This window comes from Pseudomonas sp. NUPR-001, from assembly GCF_052147955.1.
GTDB lineage: Bacteria > Pseudomonadota > Gammaproteobacteria > Pseudomonadales > Pseudomonadaceae > Aquipseudomonas.
Genome location: NZ_CP197353.1, coordinates 2,243,895 through 2,258,216, shown reverse-complemented (window position 1 = coordinate 2,258,216; position 14,322 = coordinate 2,243,895). Strand labels below are relative to the sequence as shown.

The window sequence follows — 14,322 nt, the reverse complement described above, 5'->3', positions numbered from 1 at the left end:
CATGGGCAAGCTTGCTCTGGCAGCCAAAGTCACCCACGTCCCCTCGATGTACCTGTCCGAATTGCCCGGCCCGCGCCAGGGCTTTCGCAAGGCGGCCATCGACGGCCATATCGAAATCAGCCGGCGTTGCCGTGAGCTGGGCGTCGATACCCTTGTGGTGTTCGACACCCACTGGCTGGTGAACGCCAATTACCACATCAACTGCGCCCCGCACTTCAAGGGCCTGTACACCAGCAACGAGTTGCCGCACTTCATCAGCAACATGGAGTACGAGTTCCCCGGCAATCCGCAACTGGGCAAGATTCTCGCCGAGGCCTGTAACCAGTTTGGCGTCGAAACCATGGCCCACGATGCCACCACTCTGGCACCGGAGTACGGCACCCTGGTGCCGATGCGCTACATGAACGCCGACCAGCACTTCAAGGTGGTCTCGGTGTCGTCGCTGTGCACGTCGCACTACCTGAACGACAGCGCACGCCTCGGCTGGGCCATGCGCAAGGCGGTCGAAGATCAGTACGACGGCACCGTGGCGTTTCTGGCTAGCGGCTCGTTGTCTCACCGTTTTGCCCAGAACGGCCAGGCGCCGGAATTCGCCACGAAGATCTGGAGCCCGTTTCTGCAGAACCTCGACGAACGCGTCATTCAGATGTGGGAAAACGCTGAGTGGGAGGCATTCTGCGCGATGCTGCCGGAATACGCCGCCAAAGGTCACGGCGAAGGCTTCATGCATGACACCGCCATGCTCCTGGGGGCGCTGGGCTGGTCGCAGTACGACGCCAAAGCCGAAGTGCTGACCCCGTACTTCGCCGCTTCCGGCACCGGGCAAATCAACGCGGTGTTCCCGGTCACCCCGCAAGACGGCAGCAGCCTGCCGCCGGCGCAGGCCTCCAACCCGAGCGGTGTGGCCTCCGCCAGCCGTCTCTGACCCAAGCCCTACAGGATCACCGTTCGCGCACTGGCGAACGGTGAGCCGGCTGATCATTTCGCAGGATAGTCACCATGCCCCACTTGGTACTGCTCTACACCCCTGATCTCGAACAGCAGGTCGATATGCCCGGCCTGTGCCAGGCCCTGGCCGACAGCATGCTGCAACAGCGTGACGAAAGTGGCAAAGCCGTATTCCCCACTGGCGGCACCCGTGTCCTGGCCTACCCGGCGACGCACTGCGCGGTGGCCGACGGCAAGGGCGACTACGGATTTCTCTACGCCAACCTGCGCATGGGCGCCGGACGCACGTCCGCCGTGCACCAGGCGGTGGGCGACAGCCTGTTGGCAGTGCTGCGCGCCCACCTCGACACCCTCCTGCAGCAACGCCCGCTGGGCATCACCCTGCAGATCGATGAAAGCCCAGGCCAGGTCTACGACGGTAAACACAGCAGCCTGCATCCCCTGTTCAACAAGACGCTTTGAGGTTTCCCATGCTTGACGCCACGCTCATCCAACAGGCCGCTGCCCGCCTCGACACCGCCGAACGCTCGCGGGAACAGGTACGCCAGTTCTCCCTCGACTACCCCGAGATCACCATTGACGATGCCTACGCCATCCAGCGCGCCTGGGTTGCCGCGAAGATCAAGGGCGGGCGCAAGCTGGTCGGCCACAAGATCGGCCTGACTTCGCGCGCCATGCAGGTGTCGTCGAACATCACCGAGCCGGACTACGGCGCCCTGCTCGATGACATGCTGTTCGATGAAGGCAGCGACATTCCGTTCGAGCGCTTCATCGTGCCGCGCGTAGAAGTCGAGCTGGCGTTCATTCTCGGCAAGCCGCTGAAAGGGCCGAACGTCACCGTGTTTGACGTGCTCGACGCCACCGAGTGGGTGATCCCGGCGCTGGAAATCATCGACGCGCGCATCCAGCAGATCGACCCGCAGAGCAAAGCCACACGCAAAGTCTTCGACACCATCTCCGACAACGCCGCCAATGCCGGTGTGGTCATGGGTGGCCGTGCGGTACGCCCGACCGAGATCGACCTGCGCAAGGTACCGGCGGTGCTCTATCGCAACGGCGTGATCGAAGAGTCCGGGGTGTCCGCTGCGGTGCTCAACCACCCGGCTAAAGGGGTGGCGTGGCTGGCGAACAAACTGGCGCCTTACGACGTCACCCTCGAGCCTGGGCAGATCATTCTCGGCGGCTCCTTCACCCGTCCGGTCGCGGCCAGCCCCGGCGACACCTTCCACGTCGACTACGACATGCTCGGCAGCATCGCCTGCCGCTTCGTCTGAGCCACCCTGCGAGAAGTGCCGTTATGCAAATGCCCCTCAACACCTTCAAACAACGCTTGCAGTCCGGCGAGGCGCAGATCGGATTGTGGCTAGGCCTGGCCGACCCCTACTGTGCGGAACTGGCGGCCAATGCCGGTTTCGACTGGCTGCTGATCGACGGCGAACACGCGCCCAATGACTTGCGCGGTATGCTCGGCCAACTGCAGGCCGTAGCGCCTTACGCCGCGCAAGCCATCATTCGCCCGGTAGTCGGTGATACGGCGCTGATCAAGCAGATCCTCGATATCGGTGCGCAGACCTTGCTGGTGCCGATGGTCGAAAGCGCCGAGCAAGCCCGTGAGCTGGTGCGCGCCATTCATTACCCGCCCAACGGTGTCCGTGGCGTCGGCAGCGCCCTGGCCCGCGCCTCGCGCTGGAACAGCATCCCTGGCTACCTGGACCAGGCGGACGAGCAGATGTGCCTGCTGGTGCAAATCGAAAACCTTGCAGGCTTGGCCAGCCTCGATGAGATTGCCGCGGTTGATGGGGTTGATGGCGTGTTCATCGGCCCGGCCGACCTCAGCGCCGCCATGGGCCATCGGGGTAACCCCGGGCATCCTGAAGTGCAAGCGGCCATTGAAGATGCCATCGTGCGCATTCAGAAGGCTGGCAAGGCGGCCGGGATTCTCAGTGCCGACCAAGCGCTGGCGCGTCGCTATATCGAGCTGGGCGCGCGCTTTGTCGCCGTTGGCGTAGACACCACCGTACTGATGCGCGGTTTGCAGACGCTCGTCAGCGCCTTCAAAGACGCACCGCTGCCCACCACGGGAGGTGGCGTTTACTGACGACCGGTGGGGGGGAATTGTCTTGCACCGCCTGTGGGAGCGGGCTTGCCCCGCGATTGCGGTGTACCAGTCACACTGCCTCGCGGGGCAAGCCCGCTCCCACAACAAGCCTGCTCCTACTGCACCTGATATTTCTGCCAGTAGACCGCCCTGCCCGCACGAACCACTATAGGCCAGCACGCTCAACCCTAACCGGAGTCTGGCGATGACCCTGTTAACCTGGCTCGCTTTAAGCGCCTACCTGTTGGCCTTTTCAGTCGTCGCAGCCTTCGCGACGATCTACCTGACCCGCGCGCAGTTCATGCCTTATCACAGCCAAGCCGTAGCCCGTCCCTGGAGTGAGCTGGACCCTCGCGTCCAGCTGCTCATGCTGGCATTCATGAGAATCGTCGGCTGGGCCTGGCTGGCGGCAACCTGCGCGGCGCTGATGTTTCTTTACCTGGTGTTCTTTGAGTCCCCCGGACTCCTGCAACTACTGGGGTTTCAAGGATTCTGTCTGCTGATGATAGCGCCGGTCATTGCTGTCAGTGCCCACGTGCACCGGCAAACCGGTGCCAAAACACCGTGGCTGGCTGGGGTACTGGTAGCGCTGCTGACGATTGCGGGCTTTGTCTTGGCCCTGCTTACCGGGCATCACCCATGAACAACAGAGGGGCTACACATGGACCGGGAAAATCTGTTCTGGCGGATGCTAGAGGGCAAGCTCCCGCTACCCAACGCGGCCGACTTGCTCGGATGGTCGTTCATCGAATACGAAGATAAACACCGGCAAATCGAAGTTTCGTTCAACGCACCTGCCGCCCTCACCAACCCATTGGGGATGATTCAAGGCGGTATGATTACCGCCATGCTGGACGACACCATGGGCCCTGCGGTGTATGCCAACCTGGAACAAAATCAGGTAGCGCTGACCGTCAAGCTGAACACCTGCTTCAAGCAACCCGCCAAGCCGGGCCCTATCATCGGCGTTGGCAAACTGGTCAAGCGCGGGCGTAAGTACTGGTACACCTGCGGCATGCTCAAAGACACTAACGACAATATCCTGGCAACGGCCACCGCCACGTTCAAAATCGTCCGGCTGTAGGAGCGACAGTGCCATCAAGGCTTGGACAAAGCAGGGCGATAACATTCATAATGAGACTCGTTTTCATTAGCATGCCTGCACCAAGGAGTTTCGGTGCCCCTAGCCTTGTCCTCTGCGCGTCGTCAGCAACTACACGACCTCTACACCGATCATCACGCCTGGCTGCTGAACTGGCTGCGTAAGCGTCTGCAGCATCGCGAAACCGCGGCAGACCTGATGCAGGACACCTTCGTGCAACTGCTTGGCCGCCCAGGCGCGGGCGATGATCTGCAACAGCCCAGAGCCTGGTTGACCACGGTGGCCAAGGGCTTGATGGTCGATCGCTTGCGCCGCCAACGCCTGGAACAGGCTTACTTGCAGGTGCTCGCCAGCCAACCGGAAGCATTCGAAATCTCCCCTGAAGAGCGTCTGCTGTTGCTTGAAACCCTGGTGCGCATCGATGCCCTGCTCGATGGCTTACCGCGTAAAGTACGCACGGCGTATTTGCTCTCGCGTCTGGAGGGCATGGCCTACCGTGATATCGCCGCGCAGCTTGGGGTGTGTTTGAGTTCGGTGGAAAAATACATGGCAACCGCCATCCGCCACTGCTACCAGGCGCAACTGCCATGAGCGCCAGCCAAGTGAATGACGATGCGCTGGAACAAGCCATCACCTGGATGGTGCGCCTGCGCTCTGGTGAAGCGCCACACGATTTGTGGCAGGCCTGTTGCCACTGGCGTAGCGCAAGCCCCGAACATGAAGCCGCCTGGCAGGCATTGCAGGCCAGTGAGGGCGCGTTCGAGTTACCGACGGCCCAGGCCCGCATTGTTAGCCAGGCCTTGAACGATGCGCAGCGCTCGCCGGTTTCCCGACGCAATGCCCTGAAACTGCTTGGTCTGTTCGGTGCCAGCTGGCTGTTGCTCGATACTCCACCCCCAGCACCCGCCGCTTTTGCTACCGCTGTCGGCCAGCGCCGCCATATCAACCTGAGCGAACACACCCAGCTGTGGCTCAACACCGACAGCGCTATTGATCGCTCAGGCTTTGATGTCGGCCTGCAGCACGGCCAGATCCAAATCGCCCATCGCGCACCAGGGCTTGCGCCCTTGCAGGTGCGCAGTGGTGAACTGTTGCTGCACACCCGTGCTGCCCGTTTCGACCTGCAGCGCCTGGGCCAACAGCAGCGCCTGGCACTGCTGGAAGGCCATGCCGATGTGCGCATTGCCGACCATGCTGTGACCCGCGTGAGCGCGGGGCAGCAATGGCTGGCCAATGCACACGGCTTGCAGGCCCTGACGGACACCCACATGACCCCTGGCACCTGGGTGCAGGGACGCTTGGTGGTCAAGCGCATGGCCCTGGCGCAGTTGGTCGAGGAATTGGCGCGCTATCGCCACGGTTGGCTGCAGTGCGCCGCCGAGATTGCCAACCTGCCAGTGTCGGGCGTTTTCCAGCTCGACGATATCGAGCGCACGCTGGATGTGCTCAGCGCCTCGCTGCCAGTAAAAACCCAGCGCCTGACCCGCCTGTGGGCGCGAATCGTGCCCGCCTGAATTTTTTTACGTCGACGATTACGGGTTTGCGCGCGTCCTTCGACAAACGAGAAAAACACACCGTTTTCGAAGGAGCTTCACGTTCATGCAACATCGCAAACACCGCCTCGCGCTCGTGCTCAACGCTGCCCTGGCCGCAGGGGCACTGTGTCTGCCAGGTACCAGCACGTTGGCTGCCAGCACTGCATCAACCTACAACGTTCAGGCGGCAACGCTGGAAGACGCACTCAGCCAGTTCGCCCAGCAAGCCGGCATCACCCTGCCCCTCGATCCTTCGCTGCTGGCAGGCAAGCAGGCACCCGCCCTCAGTGGTGAATACGAAGTCAAACAGGCACTCGATCGCCTGCTGCAAGACAGCGGGCTGAAGGCCCGTCAGGTCGGCACGCAGATCTGGGCGCTGGAGCCCGCCAACAGCACCGCCCTGAACCTGGACAACATGGTGATCACCGCCACCCAGACCGCGCACAGTGAACTCACCGCGCCGGCCAGCGTCAGTGTGATCAATCGCGAGCAACTGCAGCAGATGCAGGCGCTGGACCTGTCTGAAGCCGTGGCCAAGGTCCCCGGTGTGAGCATCGCTGCGTCGTCCACCTACGGTCGCCACAAGATCAAGATGCGCGGCCTCGACTCCGACTACACCCTGCTGCTGGTCAATGGCCGGCGCATCAACTCGCGTGACGCCCTGACCAGCAACTACGCCAACGACTTCGACCTCTCAGCCATTCCCCTGAATGCGGTGGAGCGTATTGAAGTCATCCGTGGCCCGATGTCATCGCTGTATGGCGCTGACGCCATGGGTGGGGTGATCAACGTGATCCTGCGCCGCCCGGGCAACGAGGCCGAGGGCTCGCTGAGCTACAGCTACCATCACACCCCGTCTGGCGAGGGCGGTGATGTGCACAACAGCACGATCTACACCGCCGGGCCGCTGATCAAGGACCGCCTGCTCGCCAACCTGTTGCTCGATGGCAGTGACCAAGCCGCGTGGAAGTCGAGCATGACCTCGGACGACCGCGCCCACGCCCGCGAGCAGCGGCAGAACTGGGCGCTGATGTCCAACCTGATCTGGTTGATCGACGACAGCCAGGACCTGGAGATGGACTTCAGCGCCCGCAACGACCAGCGCGACGGTGTGTGGAACAACTCCGGCGTCAACTTCCCGCGTAACCAGCAGGAAATGGAACGCTTCACTTTTGGCCTGACCCACAACGCCCAGCTGGAAGGTGGCAACACCCGCCTGCGCTACTACCACGAACAGGTCAACCTCAACGACGACTCGCAACTGACCACCAGCCTGCGCGGCATGGTCGGTGATGTCCGTCAGCGTAACCAGACTGTCGACGGTCAGATCAGCGGCGAACTCGATAACCACCTGTTGACGGCTGGCGCCGAGTATCGCCACACCGTGCTGGAGCACAACCAGAACCTCAACAATGGCGAGAGCACTGACTTCCAGCGCGCCCTCTACCTGCAAGACGAGATCGGTCTCGGCGACCTGCGCCTGACCCTCGGCGGGCGCCTGGATGATCACAAGTCGTTCGGCTCCGAGTTCAGCCCACGGGCCTACGCGGTGTATTCACTGACCGATGAATGGGTGGTCAAAGGCGGTGTCGGCAAGGCGTTCAAGGCCCCGAGCATCAGCCAGTCCGACCCCAGCTATGCGATTGCCGCCTGCCGCGGGCGCTGTGTGGTGGCCGGTAACCCGGACCTGAAGCCGGAAACTGCAACGTCCTACGAAATCGGCACGATGTACCAGAGCGAAACGCTCGAACTGGGTGCCAACCTGTTCTACAACGACATCAAGGACATGATCCTCGCCGACGGCTGGCGACGTGGCCACACGCCTTCGGTGCTGACCTACTACAACGTCAGCAGCGCCCGCACCCAGGGTGTCGAACTGTTCTCCACCACGCAACTGAGCGACAGCCTGAAGCTGACCGCCAACTACACCTACACCGAAGCCGAAGACCGCGACACCGGTGAAGAGCTGCGCCAGGTGCCGAAACATACCGGCAACGCCGACCTTAACTGGCAAGTGAACCAACGCTGGCAGGCGCAACTGGGCTACCAGTACATCGGCAGCCAGGTGTTGCGTAACACCATCAACAACACCGACGTCGACAGCGCCGCCTATCACCTGGTCAACCTCGGCAGCCAGTATCAACTGACCCCGCAATTGAGCCTGAACGGCGGCGTGAAAAACCTCGGCGACACCAAACGCGACTCGGCCGCGCGTGACAGCGACTACATCGAGCTGAGCCGGACCTTCTACGCCGGTTTCACCCTGGCGTTCTAACGCAACCCTCCAGCGATACCCACCCACGCTGAAAGGTATTGCCGTTCAGCGTGGGTTACCTGGACAGCTACTGTCAGCTCATCATGCTCGAGCCACTTCTTTACTGTTCCGAATCGCTTCTTTCACCGCTTCCTCTGTCGCAAGGTAGCTCACACAGCCATCCAACTCCCCACGCACTGCCGAAAGATCACCGCCAGCGTCCGGATACCCCCAGGCAATCACCCGGCGATCTTCCCTCAAGGCAACGAAGCCATGGGCGTTGCGGTAAATCGCCTGAATGTTGTAAAGCTCAGTATCAACGTCTTTGGTATCGCCACCTAACCTCCAGTCGCCCCAAACCCTTACCTGGCCGTTGCGGCGCAACACGGCGAATGCATGCGCTGAGCCTGTCACCTGCACAATGTCGGTGAGCGCAGCAATATCAGCCGGCACTTTTCCCCCATCCTTGAAGCCGTTCACCCCGCTATTACCCCAGGCAACTACCGAGCCATCGGATTTGACCGCAGCGAATGCGCCCTCGGTGGAGGCCATCTCAACAACATTCTCCAGGGGCTTTATCTCCTCCGGAATCTCCCCACCAAAATACTGATCACCCCACGCATAGAAACGTGTGGATTCCTCCTTCTTCTGTTTGACCACAAAAGCCTGGGGGTTGGCGCAGAAGATCTCGTCGATGTCTGTTAGCTGGTCGACCTCTTTGCTGACCACACCACCGGCACTCTCGTCCCCCCAAGCGACGACCTTTCCATCAACCGTGAGGTCGCGACACAGTGCAGCAAAGCCCTTTGAGCTGCTTTTGATATCAACAATGTTAATCAGACCTTTGATCGCGTCCGGTAAGTCAACGTACTCCCCCCAACCCACAACCGACCCTTTTTTCTCGTCCGGCGAATATAAAACCGTCACGGAGGTAGAGCCGAGCGCCACCTTTTTGATGTTAGTCAGATCCGCATACTCTGAGGGAATCTGACCTCCCCAATTTGGATGACCCCAAGCGACCATGCTTGCTTCATTCAGAGCAATAAATACATCGCCGCCGCCAATCACCGAGGTAAAAGACTGTTGTGACGGTACGTCGCGCATATCGCCGCCAAATTCTTCATTGCCCCACTTACCCCAGGCATGTACCTGGCCAGTACGCCTACGTACGGCAAAAGCACTGGTGGTACTACTCACCTCGACAACATCAGACAGCGCCTTCACCGCATCACTCACCTGACCGCCAAAGCTTGGGGTGCCCCACCCAACCACGCGGCCATCATCGCGAAGCGCAACGAAAGCACCATTGCCCATTTTGTCGTCACTCTCACCAGCAGTACCGTTGCCAATGATATTGGCTGGATTGAGGTACAACCTGTCTTCACCAAAGCGTACTTCCAAGATCAAATGCGGTTTACTGTCCAGAAAACGTTCTTCGTTTTCCCAGGTATTGTCTCCGATGTATTGCCACTGAGCTTTCAACGGTTCGCCTTTTGCATTAAAAGCACTCAGGTGACGAGGCGATCTCGATGTTGCGTAGGTACTGCGATCAGAACGGGCGCCAAGGACTTTCAACGCCTTGGGGCTGGCCGTCGCACGCATATCCTTTGCTACATCTTTTTCTGATAACGTCATGATTACCACCCTCTTCATTGAACATACAGGTGGCACTGATTGAATACTTACCGAACGCTGTTTTCTACTGGCATTTTTATCAGGTCGCGAGAACAGAAAACACACTTCCGATGTTGGATGCATCAATCAGGAATGCTGTCTACTGACAAAAATATCAGCCATACAAAAATAGAGCCAAACGACGATATTTATTAATACCAGACGCTCGAATTCAGGCGCTGTAGAAATAAACACTCAAAAAATTGTGATAAGCCAATGCAACTTATGGATTTTTCGCAGCCGTCTACTCTGATCATTCGAACACTTAACGCACACCGGCTTTTTGCCAGTAGCTAAGGGGGTCAGTGTCCACTCGTCGCATTTTCATCCTCGACAGTCAAATTTCCATCTCTTCTGGCGTGACGCTTGCACAAGCGGCCCCCAGCAGCCCGAAAAGACGTAATTCTGACGCAGCCGCGAACAAAATTAACGTTTAAGGGCACTTACCAAGCGCCTGCTCAGTCATCGGAGATGTAACGTGTCAACGCTCAATGAAATCGCAATGAACCACGCGAGAATGGTCAAAAGGCTGGCGGAGGAATCGATCACCGTGCACCCACGCCAGCCTCTCGTGGTGGGTGCTATCGAGGTTTCATCGATTGATACGCCGCCCCACCTGCCGCTGCACTTGCTCATCGAGGGCGCAGATTACACGCTAGCGGATAGCCCGCAGGCCTCTGGCCTTTAACCTTCGTAGCAGGGTCATCAGCGGTCGCAGCAACGCCGACCTGTCCATGAACGACAGGTCATGCAGGTCCGTCCGCGAAGGCCGTTGATAACCAAGGTTCCAGGTAAAGTAATACGCCCGCACGTCTTTTTGACTGTGGATTAGGGTATTGAGCGCCGCATCGTAATGCATCGGCCCGCCATCAGGATGCCCAGGCGGGCGTTGCAGCAGTTGCAGCAGAAAGTCCCTCAGCCGCTCGATGCACCGGCCGTTTACTGCATAGAAATGGCTCAGGTGCACCGGCTGATCGACCACTTTCCAGGCGGGTGAGCTTGAATCGCCGTCGAACGGGTGGCCGAAGTAGACGATGTCCCAGTCCATCCCTTCCAGCGCGGCGACGGCCTGTTTTCCATAAGTGGCGATGCACTTGGAAAACTGAATGTCGTCTTCCATGATCAGGATGTTGTTCAGGTTTGAACGGACGGCCTCTTCCATGATGCCGAGATGGCTCATAAAGCAGCCTCTGGCGCCAAGACTCGGAAAGCCCTCCAACTCAGTAGGGGTGACGGCCTCAAAAAAAGCGGTTTTGTCGTTATCAATGTGAAAGCCGTTGCGAGTGAAATCCTCGGTTGTTTCTATACGACGGTCCTTTCTTGACGAGATATTGATGATTCTTGCTCGATCGAAGTAGTCGATCACATTCATCCGTCAGGTCCTCTGCGCAGGCGTTAAGAGCAGTTTGGTTGCAGTATAGGAATCATTCCTTGAACGTGGTCAGGCAAACAGCCTGGTTATCACCCACCCAGCGCAGGCACCAATCGCCAGCGAAGGCAACACCACCAGTTCGCGCTTCCAGTCCAATAGCCCCAACTGGCGATTGACCTTGAAAATAAGGAACAGCGTTGTGTAGGTATGCAAGGCAACGCCCCACAACGCCCAGGTCACCCCACCGATCGCCAACAGCAACGGCATTAAGGTGAACAGCGACACCACCCGAATGATGTTGTCGATGGCCACGTACTTGGTCAGGCCAAGAGCCAGCCAGACCTGATGTGCCAGGCTGTAGCGCAAGGTAAAGAACGACAGCGAAAGGATCGCCATCATGTTGCCCGCGCCGGCATAGCGTGCGTCGTACAGCCAACCGATGATCAACGGGCTGGCGGCAAGCAGAAACCCACAGGTAAACAGCGACAGAAAGTCGAACACCAACCTGAAATTGAAGTACAGCGTGCGCAAACGTTCTTTGTCGTCTGCCCGGGTTGCTTCACTGAAGGCGGGCAACACCACAGCCCCCGCCAGGCGCTGCAAACTTGACTGGAACGTGGCCAGCATACTCACGGCAATGGAATAAACCCCAAGCTCCGCCACCGTCATGCTGCCGCCGAACCAGATCCGGTCGCCCTGCATGGCTAGCACACCGACGGCGGACGACAACAGGATCCAGCGGCCATAAGCGAGCATCTCGCGCCAAGCTGCCGGGTCCCATTGCAAGCGGTTGTTGGGGCCCTGGAACATGGCATGGCTGAGAATGGTAAACACGAATGTGCTGACCAGCCCCGATGCCACCAGCGCCCAGATGGAGCGCGTCAGATAGCCCGCCACCAGCATTACCACCAGGCCAACAAGCTGCACGATCAGTTCCGCAAGCACCACTCGCTTTTGTTGGAAGGCGCGAACGGCGACATCGACTTTGGTCGACTGAAAGCCGTGAAAAATCGCGAATAAGCCGGTGATCGCCAACACCAGCGGCAACTCTGGAACCGCATAGGTGGAATGCGCCGGCCACAAGCCAATGTGCTGGGTGAACCAGCTACCGAGCGCCAGCAACTGCATGATGAAAAACAAGCCAAACCCGCGAATGATCTGCACAGACCACACGGTATTGAGAAACAGCGGATCGTCGCCCCGTGGGCTCTGGATAATGTTTTGCCGTAGTCCAACATCAGACAGCAACAGCAGCAGCACCGAAACAGTGGTGGCAATCGCCATTACCCCAAACATTTCCGGCACCAGCAATCGGGTAATGACCAGATTGCCACCCAGCCGTATCAGCTGGGAGGCCAGAATAGCTACGATATTTAACGCTCCTGCCCCGATCACCCGCTTACGCAGGCTCTGCGGTGACGACAACTCAATCGAAGGCATAGCACCCTCTCTGGCCTTATTTAAGAAATGACTATAGTCACAATCTGCCACCCTGCCGCACAGATTGCTCAGCCCCGAATCTGTGGGCATAAAAAGCCCAGCGCAAGGCTGGGCTGGAAGCACGCGGTTGGCCGATATCGTCGTGCTTTACTGCCGGTCCTCCCTAGGCTCTGGAGCACATGAGCGCCGCATCCAGCAGGCGACCGTGGTCGTACCAGGCATCGCGTTGATAAGCCGAATAGTGGTGCTCTACACCACTGCTTTTGATTTCAACAAGCCCCGTGGCCTGGTTGGGGTCGGTGCTATCGACGAAGAGTTGAAGCGCGTTGTTTTCCTGCTGCGTATAGACCTTGGCGCCTTTGGGTAGCTCACTCTGCACACACCCCAGATAACTGGAAGGATTGTTCACGGTGGTGCCCGAGGTGTTGTCTTGCCCCATGCGGATATCAGGATTGTGTGCACAACCGATTAGGAAAAGGCCAATGAATAACGAGGGGATAAAACCGCTTAAGATCGACTTGAACGCCACTACTTCTGCTGAACGTTTCATGCAAGAACCCTCCGATGTCCCCCTGCAAAAATGGATATCAAGAGAGCAAACCAGCGCGATTGCTAAAGGCGATTACGTTGAACCTGCCATGGCTTGCAACAGCGTTGGAGTAGTGATCATGAATATGCGCTGACCACGATGGACTCAGCGCTTTATCCAATCAGGCTAGTGCGTTTGGGGTCGTTCAAGAGAACAGTTGCGTCTAAACGTCATAGCGAACTGCTTTAACAGCGCCTGACTTTCGTTCAGCGCCATGATGGCTGCCTCTCCCTCTGTCAGGTGCCCGGCGTCATTGGGCTTTCCCGGAGGCTGAGCGGATCGTTGATCGATCATAGAGCCGGTATTGCATTCCTCGTGCTAAACGCAATATTTTTGCAACTATCTTGTTCGTACTCATGGAACCGGAGTCATTTTGTTCATGAGCCGCCAAGTAGTTTGTCAGCCAGTTCGCAAATTCTGGACGCTCGATAACCAGTCTTTGCAAAAACTCCTCGCGATGTGGATGCTCCATGGATCGGGAATAGTGCACGATGGATGATTTAGCCATGGAGGGCGCAGCAGCAGGACCGCTGATCAAGCCTTGAAACACCATGTTGTGCTGATCAGGCGTCAACTCACGCCACTTCAGGCCCAGACGGGCGACAATCGGGCTTAGGATCACTTGGTCTGCGGTAAAAAACTGTCCTTCTGGTGTCGCCAGTTTGCTCCGCAGCAGCGTCGAAAAAGCTGAATAATAGGCATCAGCGAGACCACTGCCGCGTTTCCACGAGAACAGGCCGGAATTAAAGTAAGCCAGCTGCTCTGCGCGTCGGCCATCGGTGGCGAGCCATGGTACATCGTCCAGAGAAGTGCCGAGCACCTGGCAGACGCCGCGCCAATAGGGCTCATAGTGCGCGTCACCTTTGAACATTGCCGGCGGCAACCATTCGCGCCTGGCGCTGAACGCCTCTTCACCGTTCAACAACAGGCCATTGGGCTCGCCCAGTACGAAAATATCGCTGTCTATCCATGCAATAGTGTCTGTTTTAGCCAGCCGCTCGGCGATTTGAACGGCAACTACCTTGTTTGTGTAGTTGAGCCAGGGATGCAGATTCTCGCCGTCTTTGGCGTCAACAAACTCTACATTCAGTCGCTCGAATGCTCGAAGCGTCGAGGGTGCCAGCGCCGGTCCCCGCCGTCCTTTGACCGCTAGCACTCTCGACGATGAGAGGTTGCCGCCAAATGCCCTCAGCGACTCCACCATTAGCAGTGTTTGTTGTTCGAGACGGCCGTATTCGACGCAACATACAAAAGTCAACATGCTGGCATCTACCTTTAAACAAAAGTGAACGCACGAGTAATGATTAGTG

The 14,322-nt window shown here is 58.7% G+C and carries 14 protein-coding genes; 9 read left to right on the top strand and 5 right to left on the bottom strand.

Going from position 1 to position 14,322, the window contains the following annotated elements:
- Position 1 precedes the first annotated feature (1 nt).
- The 9 genes from hpaD to ACP6KB_RS10305 all read left to right on the top strand — a co-directional run bounded on the left by hpaD (position 2) and on the right by ACP6KB_RS10305 (position 7,958).
- A complete protein-coding gene (hpaD, locus tag ACP6KB_RS10345) occupies positions 2 to 925 on the top strand; it encodes a 3,4-dihydroxyphenylacetate 2,3-dioxygenase (protein ID WP_442113619.1) in 924 nt (307 codons plus the stop codon).
- Positions 926 to 999: 74 nt separating this feature from the next.
- Positions 1,000 to 1,410 carry a 5-carboxymethyl-2-hydroxymuconate isomerase gene (locus ACP6KB_RS10340; protein WP_442113618.1) on the top strand — a complete coding sequence of 137 codons (411 nt, stop codon included), beginning with the start codon at positions 1,000 to 1,002 and terminating at the stop codon, positions 1,408 to 1,410.
- Between the two features lie 8 nt (positions 1,411 to 1,418).
- Positions 1,419 to 2,222 carry a 2-oxo-hept-4-ene-1,7-dioate hydratase gene (hpaH, locus tag ACP6KB_RS10335; RefSeq protein WP_442113617.1) on the top strand — a complete coding sequence of 268 codons (804 nt, stop codon included), beginning with the start codon at positions 1,419 to 1,421 and terminating at the stop codon, positions 2,220 to 2,222.
- Positions 2,223 to 2,245: 23 nt separating this feature from the next.
- Complete coding sequence (hpaI, locus tag ACP6KB_RS10330) at positions 2,246 to 3,046, top strand: 4-hydroxy-2-oxoheptanedioate aldolase (protein WP_442113616.1); 801 nt, start codon at positions 2,246 to 2,248, stop codon at positions 3,044 to 3,046.
- A gap of 205 nt (positions 3,047 to 3,251) precedes the next feature.
- The gene (locus tag ACP6KB_RS10325) at positions 3,252 to 3,689 is read left to right on the top strand and encodes a hypothetical protein (RefSeq protein ID WP_442113615.1); all 438 of its coding nucleotides are present in this window, start codon (positions 3,252 to 3,254) and stop codon (positions 3,687 to 3,689) included.
- A gap of 18 nt (positions 3,690 to 3,707) precedes the next feature.
- Positions 3,708 to 4,130 carry a PaaI family thioesterase gene (locus ACP6KB_RS10320; protein WP_442113614.1) on the top strand — a complete coding sequence of 141 codons (423 nt, stop codon included), beginning with the start codon at positions 3,708 to 3,710 and terminating at the stop codon, positions 4,128 to 4,130.
- A 93-nt stretch (positions 4,131 to 4,223) separates the two neighbouring features.
- Positions 4,224 to 4,739, top strand: coding sequence for a sigma-70 family RNA polymerase sigma factor (locus ACP6KB_RS10315; protein ID WP_442113613.1), 516 nt, complete (start codon positions 4,224 to 4,226; stop codon positions 4,737 to 4,739).
- Entirely contained in the window at positions 4,736 to 5,662 is a 927-nt protein-coding gene (locus tag ACP6KB_RS10310) for a DUF4880 domain-containing protein (protein WP_442113612.1), read from the top strand. Before ACP6KB_RS10315 ends, ACP6KB_RS10310 begins: the two co-directional genes overlap by 4 nt.
- A gap of 85 nt (positions 5,663 to 5,747) precedes the next feature.
- Complete coding sequence (locus ACP6KB_RS10305) at positions 5,748 to 7,958, top strand: TonB-dependent receptor domain-containing protein (protein ID WP_442113611.1); 2,211 nt, start codon at positions 5,748 to 5,750, stop codon at positions 7,956 to 7,958.
- A gap of 81 nt (positions 7,959 to 8,039) precedes the next feature.
- Here ACP6KB_RS10305 and ACP6KB_RS10300 read toward each other — a convergent pair whose 3' ends face one another.
- The 5 genes from ACP6KB_RS10300 to ACP6KB_RS10280 all read right to left on the bottom strand — a co-directional run bounded on the left by ACP6KB_RS10300 (position 8,040) and on the right by ACP6KB_RS10280 (position 14,273).
- Positions 8,040 to 9,572 (bottom strand): RCC1 domain-containing protein, encoded by a 1,533-nt coding sequence (locus ACP6KB_RS10300; RefSeq protein WP_442113610.1) that lies wholly within the window; start codon positions 9,570 to 9,572, stop codon positions 8,040 to 8,042.
- A 694-nt stretch (positions 9,573 to 10,266) separates the two neighbouring features.
- Positions 10,267 to 10,983, bottom strand: a complete 717-nt coding sequence (locus ACP6KB_RS10295; protein WP_442113609.1) for a glycosyltransferase family 25 protein — start codon at positions 10,981 to 10,983, stop codon at positions 10,267 to 10,269.
- A 69-nt stretch (positions 10,984 to 11,052) separates the two neighbouring features.
- Entirely contained in the window at positions 11,053 to 12,423 is a 1,371-nt protein-coding gene (locus tag ACP6KB_RS10290; RefSeq protein ID WP_442113608.1) for an oligosaccharide flippase family protein, read from the bottom strand.
- A 163-nt stretch (positions 12,424 to 12,586) separates the two neighbouring features.
- Positions 12,587 to 12,973, bottom strand: coding sequence for a hypothetical protein (locus ACP6KB_RS10285; RefSeq protein WP_442113607.1), 387 nt, complete (start codon positions 12,971 to 12,973; stop codon positions 12,587 to 12,589).
- Between the two features lie 289 nt (positions 12,974 to 13,262).
- Positions 13,263 to 14,273: a hypothetical protein gene (locus ACP6KB_RS10280; RefSeq protein ID WP_442113606.1), complete on the bottom strand. Its 1,011-nt coding sequence runs from the start codon at positions 14,271 to 14,273 to the stop codon at positions 13,263 to 13,265.
- Positions 14,274 to 14,322 lie beyond the last annotated feature (49 nt).

Excerpts from the sequence above, each read along its gene's own strand:
- hpaD (WP_442113619.1), top strand. The coding sequence starts at position 2 with ATGGGCAAGCTTGCTCTGGCAGCCAAAGTCACCCACGTCCCCTCGATG.
- ACP6KB_RS10340 (WP_442113618.1), top strand. The coding sequence starts at position 1,000 with ATGCCCCACTTGGTACTGCTCTACACCCCTGATCTCGAACAGCAGGTC.
- hpaH (WP_442113617.1), top strand. The coding sequence starts at position 1,419 with ATGCTTGACGCCACGCTCATCCAACAGGCCGCTGCCCGCCTCGACACC.
- hpaI (WP_442113616.1), top strand. The coding sequence starts at position 2,246 with ATGCAAATGCCCCTCAACACCTTCAAACAACGCTTGCAGTCCGGCGAG.
- ACP6KB_RS10325 (WP_442113615.1), top strand. The coding sequence starts at position 3,252 with ATGACCCTGTTAACCTGGCTCGCTTTAAGCGCCTACCTGTTGGCCTTT.
- ACP6KB_RS10320 (WP_442113614.1), top strand. The coding sequence starts at position 3,708 with ATGGACCGGGAAAATCTGTTCTGGCGGATGCTAGAGGGCAAGCTCCCG.
- ACP6KB_RS10310 (WP_442113612.1), top strand. The coding sequence starts at position 4,736 with ATGAGCGCCAGCCAAGTGAATGACGATGCGCTGGAACAAGCCATCACC.
- ACP6KB_RS10305 (WP_442113611.1), top strand. The coding sequence starts at position 5,748 with ATGCAACATCGCAAACACCGCCTCGCGCTCGTGCTCAACGCTGCCCTG.
- ACP6KB_RS10300 (WP_442113610.1), bottom strand. The coding sequence starts at position 9,572 with ATGACGTTATCAGAAAAAGATGTAGCAAAGGATATGCGTGCGACGGCC.
- ACP6KB_RS10295 (WP_442113609.1), bottom strand. The coding sequence starts at position 10,983 with ATGAATGTGATCGACTACTTCGATCGAGCAAGAATCATCAATATCTCG.
- ACP6KB_RS10290 (WP_442113608.1), bottom strand. The coding sequence starts at position 12,423 with ATGCCTTCGATTGAGTTGTCGTCACCGCAGAGCCTGCGTAAGCGGGTG.
- ACP6KB_RS10285 (WP_442113607.1), bottom strand. The coding sequence starts at position 12,973 with ATGAAACGTTCAGCAGAAGTAGTGGCGTTCAAGTCGATCTTAAGCGGT.
- ACP6KB_RS10280 (WP_442113606.1), bottom strand. The coding sequence starts at position 14,273 with ATGTTGACTTTTGTATGTTGCGTCGAATACGGCCGTCTCGAACAACAA.